Origin of the sequence: Citricoccus sp. NR2 (genome assembly GCF_027594385.1) — a bacterium.
GTDB lineage: Bacteria > Actinomycetota > Actinomycetes > Actinomycetales > Micrococcaceae > CmP2.
The window spans coordinates 2576975-2590526 of record NZ_CP115154.1; the positions used below are offsets into that span (position 1 = coordinate 2576975).

Sequence of the window (13552 nt, forward strand, 5' to 3'; positions counted from 1 at the left end):
ATCACCAACATGAGATTTCCTTCGTCGAAATCGTTACGGAACGTAACGGGCGCGAGAACCGCCACGACCGACGAAAAAAGAAACCCCCACACCACACGAAAGGGTGACACCCCGCAATGCCACACCAATGCACACCCGACCAAGCAAACGCCCTCCACTACCACGCACTCGCCCTCCGCCCCGACTGGACCACCAACCAACCCGGACCCACCTGGGCAGCCACGTCCGGAGGCAGCCCCCGAACCATCGACCTCCCCCACGCCGCCAACTACCACCACGCCCACGCCGCCCTCACCGCCTACGCACTCCAAGACGACCCCCGAATGAGAACCCCCAACCTATACGTGAACGACGGCCCCCACTGGGACACCACCAGACCACACCCCGGCGTAGCCCAACCCACAACCCCATGCCCCGACCACCCCTACGACCCCCGCGGAGCAACCGACTGTGGAGGGTGCTGGGCGGACATCAAAGCCGGTGACCGGCCCCTCGACAAACTGGGAGTGCATTTTGTGGTGTCGAATGGTGTAGACGATGAAACACCGTCAAGGACGGACAGAACCGGGGCTGAGAGCGACGGGGAACCGTGGTGAGGGGGATTCCTCGTCCGCAGCTTCAGTAGCCCCACAGAATCGAATCTGACGAATCACCCCAGAAGGGACCGACAATGAAAACGTGCGCCGCATGCGGACGAGAAATGCCCGGATCTAGGAAGAGCGCAAAGTACTGCACCAGCAAATGCAAGAGCAGGGCATCGCTGAAACCAGAGCGATACAGGTTGGCCAGCTACAAAGCAGCTCGGAAGACGGTGAACCTGCCACCACTAGGGAATCAGTTAGTCACGGAAGCTGACCTGCTCGACAGGGACGGCAACGATTGTCAGATCTGCGGGGAACCCTTGTATCCGCCGGTCGAGATGGACCACATCATCCCCGTGAGTGACCCCCGCTCCGCCCATGTAATCGAAAACCTCCGACTGACTCACGCCAAGTGCAACAACGCGCGCCGCAACTCACGGGACCGCTTCTCGCTCACCGGGTCGGTGCTGAAGTGAAGCCCGCCAGAATCGATTCTGTGGCTTCGACGGTGTTGGCGGCTCAGATGACGGAGCGGCAGCTGCAGGGGTCGGTGCAGCAGCTCGCCACACTCCACGGGTGGCGCTGGTATCACGTCACAGACTCACGAAGGACCGTTCCCGGGTTCCCCGACCTGGTCATGGTGCACCCGACACAGCAGCGGGTGATCTGGGCTGAGCTGAAGCGGGCGTCGGGGCGTCTCACCGCCGATCAGAAAGCGTGGATCGCTGACCTGGAAGCCGCCGGCCAGGAGGTCCACGTGTGGCGCCCCACCCACCTGCAGGACGGCACCATAAATGCACTACTCACCACCCGCAAGAGTGCAGGTTAGTGTATGCTTGGGTGTGTAACACCCACCCGGTGAACCACCACCGGAACAACCACCCCGTGAAAGGGAAACCCCAATGAACAATCTTCTGGCCCCCGCCTATTGCCACGACTACACCGAGACCGAGCAGTTCCCTGCTTGCACGTGTGGCGAGACTTTCGATAGTGCCGCCGCACAGTGGGGTCATCAGATGGCGGTGGAGGCATGACCCCCGCACAGATTCGCGCCCTCATCATGGCCGCGATACAGCCCACCCTCGACCGCGCAGACTTTGCGCGGCGGGAATACCTGGCACCAGAACCACAAGGCAAACACCGGAAGGCGGTCGAATCGTGAACTGCATCTTCTGTGAGATCTTGTACGGCACAGAGCCGCACCAGACCGTGTGGAACGGCATCTCCACGCTCGGCATCGTGCCCCTCAGCCCGGTCACCGAGGGGCACGTGATCTTCATGCCCCGCAAGCATGTGCGCGACGCGGCAGAGGACCCGTCCGTCACGGCGGAGGTCATGCACGACGCCTCCACCTACATTGCCCACGCTCGCTCCCAGGGCATCCTCGGTGACGCGAACATCATCACCAGCATCGGGCCAGCTGCCACACAATCCGTCTTCCACCTTCACGTCCACGTTGTACCCCGACAGGAGAACGACGGACTCGCCCTGCCCTGGTACTCGGGCAAAACCTCGAAAGGAAAAACCCCATGACCGAGCACGAGCTGACAGAAGAGAAGATCGCCGAGCTGTGGGACGCGAGCCAAGACAAGTCCACGTTCTTTGATGACCTGGGGAAGCACTCCAAGATTCTGTTTTCGTCTTTCGCCCGCGCCGCCTACGACCTGGGCAAGCAAGCCTCGCAGGCATCGACAACCCCGCCAGATCCGCTGTACCACGAAGTCATTCTCGACGCGGGTGGCAACCCGTGGGCCTGGTGCGATTCCGAGGAGCTGTGGATAGAACCCGGTGGCGGGGGGCATCGGGGCAGCGGAGATTTCAGCCCCGGATGGTCCCCCGCGAAGATCGTCGCAAAGGAGGAGGACTGACATGGCCTGGACAGACGACGAACTACGAGCGGCGATCCACGAGGCGGCGGTGGCAGATGGGTTCTCGGTTTCCATCGACCATCTCAGTCGCGGCGATGTTGTCATGGATGGAGAGGTCACCAGCTTCCGTCGCCTTCTCACCGCCCTGGGGATCGACCACCAGCCGAAACCAGAGCTACCTGACACGCCGGGGTCAGTTATCTATGACGTGGATTTGGGTGAAGGGGTTTCTGCGACAGTCCTTACGCGAGACAGGGAAGGGTACTGGACCGGACTTGATGCCGAAACACACATCCGCCTCACCCTCAAGCCAGAGCGCATCACCTCGTTTGGTGGCGTGCTCGACCTCGACAAAGTGCGGGGTGAGAACGATGCCTGAGTTCCAGGTCACCTGGGAGGGACGCGTAAGGGAGATCTACTTCGTGGAGGCTGAAGGCGCCGAGGAAGCGCGGCGAATCTGGTCAGACTATGCGCCTGACATCAGTGAGTCGCTCGACGGTGAAGTCACAGACGTAGAGGAAGTAGGTGAGCAGGGTGAGTGAGCAGTACACGCCGACAGAGAAACCACCATCCGGATACAAGTGGATGAAGCCAGGAGAGCGATATGGGGCGATTGTAACCATTGAGAGGATTACTACCCGCAAGTGGAAGTGCTTGTGCGACTGCGGAGTAATTTTCGAGACATACGGAACGCACCTCCGCTCAGGGGTAACAAAATCCTGCGGGCACTGGAGGTCAGCGCCCAACCCTGCCTCATATAACGCGGTGCACTTACGCATTGCCAGGGAGCTAGGACCTGCTAGCGGTCGCGACTGCAAGGACTGCGGAAAGCCCGCCAATGATTGGTCATACAGCAGAAGCGGAGTTAGCGAGATTACGGAGCTACGGGGCGACTATCTAGTTGTTTTCAGTACCGATACATCGCAATACGACCCCCGGTGCAAGCGTTGCCACAATCACCTGGATCACAAGTACGGAGGGCATAAATGAATGACTATATCCCGACGACGGGAGAGGTGCGCGACGCTCTCGAGGCTTGGATGTGGACATCGCGCCCATATCGCCCAGAGCTGACGAGCGCTGACCCGAGTGAAGCACTCGACCGCCTCCTCGACCAGGTGCGCCGGGAAGCGAAAGCGGAGGCGCTGTGCGACTTTGCAGACTCAACCCGAATGCCCTTCGTCGTGTTTCGCCGTGATGACGGCTCGCCCGTGTATGTGGGTGATCTGATGCGAGAAGTGGCCGCGAACTACCGCGCCGACCAGCTAGAGCAGGAAGGAAAGAACGATGAGTGACATGCAGGGCAATCCGCACGTGTACGAGGGGCCGCAGATCGCTCCCCCCGAGACGATCAACGACCACTACATCTCGGAGGCTGGCCTAACCGACGAAACCGTGCTGCTATCCGAGCTGGCCCGCAATACCGAAGCCACCCTCGCCCTCGCCTACGAGCAACGCACGGCGAACCTGATCGCGCTGAGCGTCGCCACCTACGCGAACGGCTCGGCTATGTTCCCAGGACAGGCGGACCAGGTGCGCAACGCGATTATTGCCCGCCTCGGACTGAACGGAGAAGACAATGCGTGACCCAATGAAGTACCGCAAGAAGCCTGTGGAGATTGAGGCGATGCAGGTCTTGGACGACATTCGTGTGCACCTGGCGATTTGCCGGTGGGCAGAGAGTGTCACGCCTGAGGGGCAGGTGATCCCAGTTGTGATGAGCAAATTCGATGAGAGGCTATTCATTCACACGCTCGAAGGAACGATGACGGCAAGCCTGGGTGACTGGATCATCCGCGGAGTTCAGGGCGAGTTCTACCCCTGCAAGCCTGACATCTTCGAGGCGACCTATGAGGCGGTGGCCGACCATGACTGACCCAATCCGCACCCTGCTGGCACGGGTGAAAGAACTGGACGAGAAAGCGACCGACGGGCCGTGGGTGATGGACCCTGAGAGCGTTTCAGATAACGGCCTTCACTACCGTCCGGCGCGAGTCTATGCGGAAGGGTGGACGGGATACCCGGTCAATGACGCCTGTGAAATATCCCTGCCGACCAATAATGAGGACGCCGACCTGATCGCCGAGTACAGGCATCTCGCCCCGCAGTTGGCCCGTGCGCTCGAAGCCGTGCTGGAGGTGTGTGGCCACTGGGAGGAGTGGGGGCACGCGGCGATGAGCGAGGCCGAGGGATTACCCGAAGATATGGCGGTCAGAATGCAGGTTGACGCGGGTCGCCTCATAAACCATGCAGCCGTCCTCCGTATGGCAATCACCATGCGCCTGGGAGGCGAGACGTGAGCAACCGGGTACTCGATATGGCTAAAGCGCTTCAGTATTACGGGCTGCGAGGCGAGCAAGCAATCAGGGAATCGATTGACCTTTTCATTCGCTTCGGCAAGACGGCTGAAGCAACCGCAGAGGTACTAAACAGGGCCTCATTCGCTTTCGACCAGGAACTCCACCAGCCCCTCCCCCACCACCAGACCAGCCTGACCAGGCTCAACCACCACGCGAACGGAGGCGACAGTGGGCATCTTCGGGTGGATTGAAGACAACGTGCGAGAAGCCGACTGCCTGATCTTCGGGCACGACTACGGGCCGGACGACCAGCGCACCACGTGTGCCAACTGCGGAAGGAGGCAGAAATGAAGATCCCCGAACTGGCCATCGAGATAGCGACTTGGGCAATCTACGAGATCGAATACCCCGGCGAAACCGTAGATGCAACCACCCTGGAGTGGGAAAACTCAACAGCAAAGGCCCGGGCAGCACTCGAAGCCGCCCTACCGTACCTGCAGAAAAGAGTGACCACAGTAGACGAACTCCGTGCACTACCCCTGGGCAGTGCCGTGATCGACGCTGACGAAATTGTCGCACAAATGAGCCGTAGAGACCCGAACGACTGGTACTCGGAAAGACACTGGTACGCCAACCAACTCGCACTGCCTGCCACCGTCCTTTGGGAGCCCAACCATGAGAACCCGTGACCTGTCCCCCGCCATGATCGGGCAGCGCATCCACGTCCAAGCCGACGGGCTCGACGTGACCGGGGTGCTACAAGACCTCGGCGTGACCACCGAACACGTCGTCTGCGGACCATACCTCGACGGCGTCCACATCACCCTAAGCGACCACGAACTACGACTCACCGGCGACGAGACATGCAGTGTCGTCGGGACACCGGTGCGCGGGGTGGCGGCAGGAGGCCGGGCATGAGCGGCGAGCACGAATTAGGCAGAGTAGCCGTACGCGACGAGGCCGGCACGTTCGCGGTCAGTGACGAAATGTGCGTGCGCCACCTACAACCATGGCCATGCACCAGCGACACAGCGCCCAAACTCTCCGACACTTGGAAATACGTTGACGATGACGGGAATGTGCACCAGCTCCACGGCGATAGCGGAGGTGAGGACTAGTGACCACCAGCAAGAAGTTCGCCGCCGGTCAGACCGTGAACGGGCGCACCATCTGCGGGGCGCGCAAGAAAAACGGCGAGCCCTGCGGCGCCCACCCCGCCCGCGGCGCAACCCGATGCCGACGCCACGGCGGCGCCAGTCCCCAAGCCAAACGCAAAGCCACCGAACGCGTCGTGGAAGCCGAAGTCCGCGAAGTCCTCGGCACCATTGACCCCAGCGCGCCCCAACTCCACCCTGTCGAAACCCTGCTGCAGCTCATCCAGTACAAGCACGCCGAAGTGATCTGGTTACGCTCCGTCGTCCGCGACTTCCGCGAACAAGAACTCGCATGGGGTGTCGTGCAGCACGAGTACGGTATGAGCGCCGAGGGGCCAATAGACAAGAAGGTGGAATCAGCGCAGCAGAACGTCTGGTGGAAGCTACTCAGGGAGGCCGAGAACCAGTTGGCAACCTGGACTGCCGCCGCCGCCAAGGCTGGCATCGACGAGCGGCAGGTGAAGATCCGGGAGGCCGAAGCGCTCGCGTTCGCCGGAGTTATACACAGGATCATTCAACGCCTGCAGCTCACCCCCGAACAGGCCAGCATGATCGCCACCATCGTCCCCGAAGAACTCCGAGCGCTTGAAGGTGCAGCAGTATGACGATTCCGAAGCAGTGCGGCGAAAAGGGATGCACCCGAAACTTCTATGCCAAGGGGTACTGCAGGAAGCACTACCAGAAAGCGCGGTCGGCCGGAGTAATCAGCACCCCGACCACGTGCTCGATAGAAGGATGCGGACAGAACGTTACCGCTCGCGGGTGGTGCAACAAGCACTACTGCAGGTGGAAAGCTACCGGCGACCCCGTGGCTTCCGGGAGGTACATCGATCCGGCAGAGGCAATGCGGTCAAGGGTGAAACGTGAAGGAGACTGCCTCATCTGGACCGGATCGCAGTCAGGGCAAGGGTGGCGAACCGGCGACGGGTACGGAGTGATTTTCACAGGCGGGAAGGCAGTCAAGGTCCACCGGTACGCATGGGAAAAGGAGCGCGGGCCTATCCCGGCGGGAATGGAAATCGACCACAGATGCCACCGTCGCACCTGCGTGAACATTGACCATCTTCGGCTGGTGACGCGGAGCGAGAATATGCAACATCTCCGCCCGGAGCGAAAGAACAGCACGACAGGGCTGCGCGGCGTGACTCGCCACAAGCTAACCGGCAAGTTCGCGGCCGCAGTGCGACATCAAGGGGAAACGCACCACCTCGGGCTATTCGTTACCGCGGAAGAAGCCGGAGAGGCGGCGCGAGCTAAGCGGTTGGAGTTGTTTACCCATAACGACCTGGACCGGGCCCTCGAACAACAGGCCCCGGCATGACCTGCGCTGTCTCCGGGTGCGGGCGCCCCGGCCGCCTCTACATCCGCCACCAAACCAACCTCTGCGGGTGCCGGATAGCGTGGCACGCCCACCTATGCCCACTCCACCGGCTCGCCGCCAGCATCACCCTCAACCAGCAAGGAGCCACCGGATGCGAGTAGACGAAGAAACCCACCAATGCGAGGCCGGGGCCACCAAGTGCGGGCGGCCAGCCCCCTACGGTTACGTGTGCTACCAGTGCATCGACGACACCCAGGCCAGGCTCGACGAGGTCACCCCCGAACAGCGCCTCGACCTGGACCTCATCGCCCGCGGAGAAGCCCGGCCCGCCAATAGGAACAAAGAAGGCGGCGGGGGCGGCATCGAGCGCCGGGATGCGCTCAATATTGCGGTGTGGCAACTCGCCCGGGACATCGGTATCGAATGGCCCCGGATGCTCCCCACCCTGCACCGTGACCCGGACGCCGCGAAGATCCTGCACCGCATCCACCAGGGCGTCAGCACAGCCCACAGGCTCACCGAGGCACAGGACGAGTCCACCCACACGGACGACTACCTGCAATGGCGCATGAGCCAGATTCGGGTCATGCGGGCCGCCGACCTGTCCGCATGGCTCCACCACTACCTCGGCCTCCGGGTGTCCGCGGCACGGATCCGTAAATGGAGGGAGCGGGGGCTGATTGAGCCGCGCATCAAATCACCGAAAGGCGGGTACTCCTGGTACCACCCGGTCGACGTGCTCCGCACCCTCGACAGCATGGAGCGCGAACCCGCTGCCTGAACATACACCACCCTGCACCCATCAGGGTGACGGTTAGTGTAGACTGTGACATAGCGGGTAATTCGCGACCCCGCAAACAGTTGCGAGCGCGTGCCCCCGATCCGCGTTCGACTAACCGGCAGGTCACCAGGTTTTGGCCCTGGCAGTCCAGGTTCGAACCCTGGGCGCGGAGCGAACAGCATTGAGGAGGACGGAGGGCACACGATGTCCGCACCGTCCGTCTGGGAACTCGTCGCCCAGCAATTCGACCCGCCCGCCGTCCGCTGGGAAACCCCTGGCTTCATGGCGCAAGCCCTCGACCCGACCACTAAGCAGACCCCGCTCATGGACCTGTTCGACGAGGTCCTCGTCTGGGCATTCAACACCCCAGACGCCCGCCTCCTGATAACTTGTCCGCCGCAGCAGGGGAAGAGCCAGCGCGTATCCCGAAGATTCCCGATGTGGGTGCTCTCACAACGGCCGGATACGCGCATCACTATCGCATCCTATGAGACGGGCGTGGCCCGCCGGTGGGGCCGTGCAGTCCGCGACGACGTGCGCGAGCACGGTCACCAGGTAGGACTCACTATCCGCGACGACGTATCCAGCCAATCGGAATGGATGCTCGCAGGGTCAGACGGCGGCGTGTTCACTGCTGGTATTGGGTCAGCTCTCACTGGGCGACCCTCTGACTTGATGATCGTCGACGACCCAACCAAGGGGCGCGGAGACGCCGCATCAGAGGTGTACCAGCGGCGCAACTGGGACTGGTGGCGCGAAGTCGCCATGACCCGACTCGCCCCCGGCGCCCCCGCCATTATCACCATGACAAGGTGGGCGCACGACGACCTGGGCGGAATGGTCCTCAAACCGGAGAACGGCGGTGGTGACTGGCGAGTCATCAACGTGCCAGCCATCGCAGACCACAACCCGGACGAAGGTGAGACAGACCCGCTCGGCCGCGCACCCGGCGAATGGCTAGAGACCACCCGGGGCATGACGGCAGCACAGTGGGAGCGGCGACGCCGAGACACCGGGCCGAAGTCATGGGCGTCTCTCTACATGGGTAGGCCTACCCCCGACGAGGGCGGCGTCTTCCCGGCCGATATCCCCACCTACGACACCGCGTTGTGGACTGTCCGCCCAGACGGCACCCACCTGGTGCCAGGCATGGACCGACCCGACCAGGAAATGTGCCTGTCCTTCGACCTGACATTCACTGACGGCAAGCACTCCGACTATGTGGTCGGCCAGGTGTGGTTGCGGATCGGCGCCGACGTCTACCTGGTGGATCAGGTGCGCGGCCGCATGGACTTCAACCGGTCCGTGCGCGCGGTCGAAGAGCTGGCAGCGAAATGGCCGCAGGCGACACAGAAGTTCGTGGAGAACAAAGCGAACGGGCCTGCCGTCATCAACAGCCTGCAACGTTCTATCCCAGGGATCATCCCGGTGGAGCCGGAGGGTGGGAAGGTCGCGCGCGGCCACGCCGTGTCCCCGTTCTTCTACTCGGGGAACGTGCACCTGCCGAACGCGGCACTGGTGCCGAACGTGTCCGACCTCCGGGAAGAGATGTTCAACTTCGGGTCCGGTGGTGGCCATGACGACACGGTGGACGCGATGACGCAGGCGATCAACCAGCTACTCCTCCACCCGCTTACCCGGGGCGGTGGCGACCTGGAAGACCTATTCGACGACGACGATGACTGGCAGATCAGCCCGTACTAAAGACCTGGAGGTGGCATGATGGGACGTCTCACTGACTGGATCCTGGGTAATGACACCACCTCCACCGAGGCCGCAATCCCGGAAGGGAAAACCCTGGTCGATAACGGCACCCTCGAAACCCTGGAGCTGCGCCTCGAGGAAGCGACAGCCGCAACGCTGCGCCGCCTGCAGGCCGAAGACCAGGGGTGGGCGTCCCTTGCCGCCGGCACCGTCGACCGCGGTCAGCTGCTCGCGCAGGCTAACTTGGTGCGCGCGTTCTCCACCATGAACCCGCTGATGAAGCGGGGCAAGGTGGTGCGGGCCGGGTACGTGGTGGGTGATGGGATCACCATCGCCGCCCGTGACAAAGGCGAGGACGAAGGCCACCAGAATGTGGCCGCCGTGGTGGAGGCGTTCATCGGTGATGAGCGTAACCAGGAGTCCGTGTTCGGGCATGATGCTCACCTGGCCCGCGAGAACGACCTGTTCGATGATGGGAACGTGTTCTACGGGCACTGGGTGAACCCGATGACCGGGGCCGTGCAGGTGCGACAGATCATGTTCGACCAGGTCACCCGCATCTACAAGAAACCCGGCGACGACCTCGTGCCGTGGTTCTACCTGCGCGAATGGACGGAGCAACTACCCGGCGACTCGCAGCCCGTCCAGAAGGCCGCCTGGTATCCGGCACTGTCTCACCAGCCAGTGAACGAGATCCGCACCCTGGAGGGAAAGCCGATCCTGTGGCCGGGCAAACGGTACCCGGGGTACGGGACTGGTGCGGCCGTCTACCACCTGAAGGTCAACGCCGCCGGACGTGAACGCACCTGGGGTGTCGGTGATGGTGCCGCCGCCATGCCGTGGGCGCGCGCTTACAAGGAGTTCCTGGAGGACTGGACCCGCCTGATGCGGGCGCTGTCCCGGATTGCCTGGCACATGCAGGACAAGGGCGGGAAATCCCAGATGGCGCGGGCCGCCGCTGACGCTTACCAGGGTCAGGCCGGTGGCACCGCTTACGGGACGATGGAGCTGCAGGCCCCCTCCACCCAGGGCGCCCGGTTCGACGCGAACTCCGGTCGTCCGGTGGCGTCCATGGTGGCCTCTGCGCTGGGTGTGACGGTCACGATCCTCACCGCAGACCCGGGCCAAGAGGGCGCCCGCGCTGTGGCTGAGACCTTGGACCGGCCCCAGCGTTTGGAGATGCAGGCCCGCCAACAGGTGCACGCCAAATACTTGCGTGCCGCGTGCGCGTTCGCTGTGGAGGCCGCCGTACGGGCACCCCGCGGGCCGTTGAAGGGCCGTATCGAGCAACGCGACGACCGGCAGGTCTCCGTTTTCGTTGACAAGACAGACCCGGCCGTGGAGATCACCATGGCTGAGCTGGAAGACATCAACACCGACGGCATGATGGAAGCGATCAGCAAGGCTGACGCAACCAACAAGCTCCCGCCGTTGGAGACGCTGAAGCTGATCCTCGCCGCATTCGGGTACGAAGACCCCACCGGGATCCTTGACCAGGTGACCGACGACGACGGCAACTGGGTGGACCCCTACGCCACCGCAGCAGGGGCTGCCGGCCAGTCCGCGGCTGACCTGCTCCGGCGAGGCGGCGACCCGTCCACCATCCTGTAAGGCGGTGACCCGTGACGATCACCCCTGATCTGGTGCGCCTGGTACGTGCCTCCCGCGACCGCACCGTGGCCCTCACCGACCAGCAGGTCGTGGACCTCACCCGGGCGTGGATAGAGTCCTGGGACACGCTGGCCCCTGAGTTCGAGGACGCCCTGGCCCGGCTGCTCAGCACCGCGGACGGCGCCATCCCCGCCAGCGTGTTGGCACGTGACCAGCGGCTCACGCAGGCGCTCACCCGATCACGGCAGGCGTTGGACGAGCTGGAAGTCTACACAGGCACACGGGTCACCGTGGACGTTGGAGACGCTGTCCTGGACGCCGTGAACACCCGGTACACGTCCCTGCAGTCTCAGCTTCCACCGGAGGCGCCCGGCGCACTGTTGGGTCGCCTGGATGACGAAGCCCTGGACGCCATCGTGGCTCGCACCACACAACAGATCACCTCCGCCGCCGTGGGCCTCTCCGCTTCCGCTGCAGCCGCCGTCCGTGCCGAACTCATCCGGGGGATCACGGTGGGGTCAAACCCCAACGTGGTGGCACGCCGGATGCTACGCCGCACCGAAGGAGCCTTCAACGGTGGCCTAGTCCGGGCAACCCGCATCGCACGCACAGAGATGTTGACAGCTCACCGCATCGCCGACCAAGACACGGCGCTGAAGAATCGCAATCTCATCACGGCGCGGATCTGGCTCTCAACACTGGATGCGCGGACTTGCTCGAGTTGCCTCGCCCAACACGGCACCGAATGGCCGGTCGACGCCTACGGGCCCGAGGATCATCCACAAGGGCGTTGCGTCTTCGTGGACAAGACGAAGAGCTGGGCGGAACTCGGGTTCACTGGCATTGAGGAACCGGACATGGACCTCGCTGCTGAGAGAGATGACTGGTGGGAAAACCTGACCCCGGAAGCACAGGATCGAACGCTTGGTAAGGCACGCGCCGACCTTCTCCGTAACGGGGACATCAGCTGGTCGGATATGTCAACGCTGAGACGAAACCCGGAGTGGATGGATCACTATATCGAGACCCCGCTCAAAGACCTGCAGGACTAGTCCCCGATCCGCCCGCATGACTCGCAACGAAAACCCGATGGCGGGTTGTTCTGGCAATGCTCACAGAGACCCGTCCCATGGACCAGGTACTCCAATGGGACTTTGAACAATTGGCAGAAGGCAACAAGTTCCGCCGCGCTGACAGATTTCCGTAGTCCACGCTCCAAATTCGCCAAAGTCGTGCGCAGCATCTTGTATCCCGCCTGAGTCAAGGTATCTGCTACGTATTGGCCACTCAGGTTGTCCCTCTCTCGGAGAGATACGATCCGAGCGGCAATGTCGGCTGTCAAAGAATCTTCCGGCTGTAGTGTATCCATGTCATCCAGTATGACATGCGAGCTAGTCGCCGTCGAGCATGTGCCGCCGGTAATTCTCGGCCGGTGAGAACACCAGCTCACCGCAGATCCGGCATTCCAGAGTCATCGCCCCGCCGAACCTTTTCAGATCCACGCCGACGACACGGTACTGGTGCCCATCAGGGGTGCACCCCTCGCCCGCCGCGTTCGTCTCCATCAGACCAGCCTATAGCCTCATCGGATATACTTGGACCTACAACAACGGCCCACGCAGAGGGTGCAACCTCAGCGCGGGCCTAACCGCCACAACTGACTTAGGAGTTGCTTTGGCTACCACAAAGCGTACCTGCTCAATTGAAGGATGCGAAAAGCCTCACCGTGCACGCGGATACTGCGCCACCCACTACACGAGGTGGGCAAAGAATGGCGCAGACGGAATAGAGAAACCGCTCAAATCTCTGGGCGCACCTATCGCCACACGACTACTCAAGTCGCACCTGAAGCTAGACAACGGGTGCTGGCAATGGACTGGAGCAACTAACCGCGAGGGCTACGGAATAATCAGTGTCAACAACACTGGACGCCTCGCCCACAGGATCTCCTACGAGGAGCAAGTCGGCCCCATCCCTCACGGTCTCACATTGGATCATCTCTGCCGAAACGTGCAGTGCATCAACCCCGAGCATCTGGAGCCCGTCGCCGCTGGCGTGAACGCGATGCGAGGCGAAGGGCCAGCCGCGCAAAACGCCCGTAAGACTCACTGCCCAAAGGGCCATGGGTACACCCCGGCCAACACCTATATCCAGAAACAAGGTTGGCGAGTCTGCCGTGAATGCCATCGCATGAGGTATCGCAGCGAATAACCGATAACGAACGAAAGGCCC

At 62.5% G+C, this 13552-nt stretch carries 21 protein-coding genes and 1 tRNA gene; 21 read left to right on the forward strand and 1 reads right to left on the reverse strand.

Annotation, left to right across the window (positions count from 1 at the left end; genetic code table 11):
• Positions 1-919 precede the first annotated feature (919 nt).
• The 20 genes from O1A05_RS15765 to O1A05_RS12180 all read left to right on the forward strand — a co-directional run bounded on the left by O1A05_RS15765 (position 920) and on the right by O1A05_RS12180 (position 12372).
• Positions 920-1057 (forward strand): HNH endonuclease, encoded by a 138-nt coding sequence (locus O1A05_RS15765; protein ID WP_442867691.1) that lies wholly within the window; start codon positions 920-922, stop codon positions 1055-1057.
• A 20-nt stretch (positions 1058-1077) separates the two neighbouring features.
• Positions 1078-1410, forward strand: a complete 333-nt coding sequence (locus O1A05_RS12090) for a VRR-NUC domain-containing protein (RefSeq protein WP_270105454.1) — start codon at positions 1078-1080, stop codon at positions 1408-1410.
• A gap of 201 nt (positions 1411-1611) precedes the next feature.
• The gene (locus tag O1A05_RS12095; protein WP_270105455.1) at positions 1612-1743 is read left to right on the forward strand and encodes a hypothetical protein; all 132 of its coding nucleotides are present in this window, start codon (positions 1612-1614) and stop codon (positions 1741-1743) included.
• The gene (locus tag O1A05_RS12100; protein WP_270105456.1) at positions 1740-2114 is read left to right on the forward strand and encodes an HIT family protein; all 375 of its coding nucleotides are present in this window, start codon (positions 1740-1742) and stop codon (positions 2112-2114) included. Before O1A05_RS12095 ends, O1A05_RS12100 begins: the two co-directional genes overlap by 4 nt.
• Positions 2111-2449 carry a hypothetical protein gene (locus O1A05_RS12105; protein ID WP_270105457.1) on the forward strand — a complete coding sequence of 113 codons (339 nt, stop codon included), beginning with the start codon at positions 2111-2113 and terminating at the stop codon, positions 2447-2449. Before O1A05_RS12100 ends, O1A05_RS12105 begins: the two co-directional genes overlap by 4 nt.
• Position 2450: 1 nt before the next feature.
• Positions 2451-2828: a hypothetical protein gene (locus O1A05_RS12110; protein WP_270105458.1), complete on the forward strand. Its 378-nt coding sequence runs from the start codon at positions 2451-2453 to the stop codon at positions 2826-2828.
• On the forward strand, positions 2821-2991 hold the full coding sequence (locus O1A05_RS12115) for a hypothetical protein (protein ID WP_270105459.1): 171 nt from the start codon (positions 2821-2823) through the stop codon (positions 2989-2991). The genes O1A05_RS12110 and O1A05_RS12115 overlap by 8 nt, the downstream gene beginning before the upstream one ends.
• 444 nt (positions 2992-3435) lie before the next feature.
• The gene (locus tag O1A05_RS12120) at positions 3436-3744 is read left to right on the forward strand and encodes a hypothetical protein (protein WP_270105460.1); all 309 of its coding nucleotides are present in this window, start codon (positions 3436-3438) and stop codon (positions 3742-3744) included.
• On the forward strand, positions 3737-4036 hold the full coding sequence (locus tag O1A05_RS12125) for a hypothetical protein (protein ID WP_270105461.1): 300 nt from the start codon (positions 3737-3739) through the stop codon (positions 4034-4036). The genes O1A05_RS12120 and O1A05_RS12125 overlap by 8 nt, the downstream gene beginning before the upstream one ends.
• 4 nt (positions 4037-4040) lie before the next feature.
• Positions 4041-4325, forward strand: coding sequence for a hypothetical protein (locus O1A05_RS12130; protein WP_270105462.1), 285 nt, complete (start codon positions 4041-4043; stop codon positions 4323-4325).
• Positions 4318-4749, forward strand: coding sequence for a hypothetical protein (locus O1A05_RS12135; RefSeq protein WP_270105463.1), 432 nt, complete (start codon positions 4318-4320; stop codon positions 4747-4749). Before O1A05_RS12130 ends, O1A05_RS12135 begins: the two co-directional genes overlap by 8 nt.
• Before the next feature lie 347 nt (positions 4750-5096).
• A complete protein-coding gene (locus O1A05_RS12140; RefSeq protein ID WP_270105464.1) occupies positions 5097-5438 on the forward strand; it encodes a hypothetical protein in 342 nt (113 codons plus the stop codon).
• Complete coding sequence (locus tag O1A05_RS12145; protein ID WP_270105465.1) at positions 5425-5667, forward strand: hypothetical protein; 243 nt, start codon at positions 5425-5427, stop codon at positions 5665-5667. The genes O1A05_RS12140 and O1A05_RS12145 overlap by 14 nt, the downstream gene beginning before the upstream one ends.
• Positions 5668-5866: 199 nt before the next feature.
• A complete protein-coding gene (locus tag O1A05_RS12150; RefSeq protein WP_270105466.1) occupies positions 5867-6508 on the forward strand; it encodes an HGGxSTG domain-containing protein in 642 nt (213 codons plus the stop codon).
• 485 nt (positions 6509-6993) lie between these two features.
• On the forward strand, positions 6994-7224 hold the full coding sequence (locus O1A05_RS12155) for an AP2 domain-containing protein (RefSeq protein WP_270105467.1): 231 nt from the start codon (positions 6994-6996) through the stop codon (positions 7222-7224).
• Positions 7225-7375: 151 nt separating this feature from the next.
• Positions 7376-8005: a hypothetical protein gene (locus tag O1A05_RS12160; RefSeq protein WP_270105468.1), complete on the forward strand. Its 630-nt coding sequence runs from the start codon at positions 7376-7378 to the stop codon at positions 8003-8005.
• A gap of 100 nt (positions 8006-8105) precedes the next feature.
• Positions 8106-8177: transfer RNA gene (locus O1A05_RS12165), tRNA-Gln, on the forward strand.
• Positions 8178-8209: 32 nt separating this feature from the next.
• Entirely contained in the window at positions 8210-9709 is a 1500-nt protein-coding gene (terL, locus tag O1A05_RS12170; RefSeq protein WP_270105469.1) for a phage terminase large subunit, read from the forward strand.
• Positions 9710-9724: 15 nt separating this feature from the next.
• A complete protein-coding gene (locus O1A05_RS12175) occupies positions 9725-11320 on the forward strand; it encodes a hypothetical protein (RefSeq protein ID WP_270105470.1) in 1596 nt (531 codons plus the stop codon).
• 11 nt (positions 11321-11331) lie between these two features.
• A complete protein-coding gene (locus O1A05_RS12180; protein ID WP_270105471.1) occupies positions 11332-12372 on the forward strand; it encodes a phage minor head protein in 1041 nt (346 codons plus the stop codon).
• Positions 12373-12711: 339 nt separating this feature from the next.
• Here O1A05_RS12180 and O1A05_RS12185 read toward each other — a convergent pair whose 3' ends face one another.
• Entirely contained in the window at positions 12712-12885 is a 174-nt protein-coding gene (locus tag O1A05_RS12185) for a hypothetical protein (RefSeq protein WP_270105472.1), read from the reverse strand.
• On the opposite strand from O1A05_RS12185, the gene O1A05_RS15770 reads away from it, so the two are divergent.
• Positions 12854-13531: an HNH endonuclease signature motif containing protein gene (locus O1A05_RS15770; protein ID WP_442867636.1), complete on the forward strand. Its 678-nt coding sequence runs from the start codon at positions 12854-12856 to the stop codon at positions 13529-13531. The two genes, O1A05_RS12185 and O1A05_RS15770, sit on opposite strands and share 32 nt — an antisense overlap.
• The last annotated feature ends 21 nt before the right edge of the window (positions 13532-13552 follow it).

What these genes read in the sequence shown, in the direction of transcription:
- O1A05_RS15765 (WP_442867691.1), top strand. Translation starts at nt 920, where the DNA reads ATGGACCACATCATCCCCGTGAGTGACCCCCGCTCCGCCCATGTAATC.
- O1A05_RS12095 (WP_270105455.1), top strand. Translation starts at nt 1,612, where the DNA reads ATGACCCCCGCACAGATTCGCGCCCTCATCATGGCCGCGATACAGCCC.
- O1A05_RS12105 (WP_270105457.1), top strand. Translation starts at nt 2,111, where the DNA reads ATGACCGAGCACGAGCTGACAGAAGAGAAGATCGCCGAGCTGTGGGAC.
- O1A05_RS12110 (WP_270105458.1), top strand. Translation starts at nt 2,451, where the DNA reads ATGGCCTGGACAGACGACGAACTACGAGCGGCGATCCACGAGGCGGCG.
- O1A05_RS12115 (WP_270105459.1), top strand. Translation starts at nt 2,821, where the DNA reads ATGCCTGAGTTCCAGGTCACCTGGGAGGGACGCGTAAGGGAGATCTAC.
- O1A05_RS12120 (WP_270105460.1), top strand. Translation starts at nt 3,436, where the DNA reads ATGAATGACTATATCCCGACGACGGGAGAGGTGCGCGACGCTCTCGAG.
- O1A05_RS12125 (WP_270105461.1), top strand. Translation starts at nt 3,737, where the DNA reads ATGAGTGACATGCAGGGCAATCCGCACGTGTACGAGGGGCCGCAGATC.
- O1A05_RS12130 (WP_270105462.1), top strand. Translation starts at nt 4,041, where the DNA reads ATGAAGTACCGCAAGAAGCCTGTGGAGATTGAGGCGATGCAGGTCTTG.
- O1A05_RS12135 (WP_270105463.1), top strand. Translation starts at nt 4,318, where the DNA reads ATGACTGACCCAATCCGCACCCTGCTGGCACGGGTGAAAGAACTGGAC.
- O1A05_RS12140 (WP_270105464.1), top strand. Translation starts at nt 5,097, where the DNA reads ATGAAGATCCCCGAACTGGCCATCGAGATAGCGACTTGGGCAATCTAC.
- O1A05_RS12145 (WP_270105465.1), top strand. Translation starts at nt 5,425, where the DNA reads ATGAGAACCCGTGACCTGTCCCCCGCCATGATCGGGCAGCGCATCCAC.
- O1A05_RS12155 (WP_270105467.1), top strand. Translation starts at nt 6,994, where the DNA reads ATGCAACATCTCCGCCCGGAGCGAAAGAACAGCACGACAGGGCTGCGC.
- O1A05_RS12160 (WP_270105468.1), top strand. Translation starts at nt 7,376, where the DNA reads ATGCGAGTAGACGAAGAAACCCACCAATGCGAGGCCGGGGCCACCAAG.
- terL (WP_270105469.1), top strand. Translation starts at nt 8,210, where the DNA reads ATGTCCGCACCGTCCGTCTGGGAACTCGTCGCCCAGCAATTCGACCCG.
- O1A05_RS12175 (WP_270105470.1), top strand. Translation starts at nt 9,725, where the DNA reads ATGATGGGACGTCTCACTGACTGGATCCTGGGTAATGACACCACCTCC.
- O1A05_RS12185 (WP_270105472.1), bottom strand. Translation starts at nt 12,885, where the DNA reads ATGGAGACGAACGCGGCGGGCGAGGGGTGCACCCCTGATGGGCACCAG.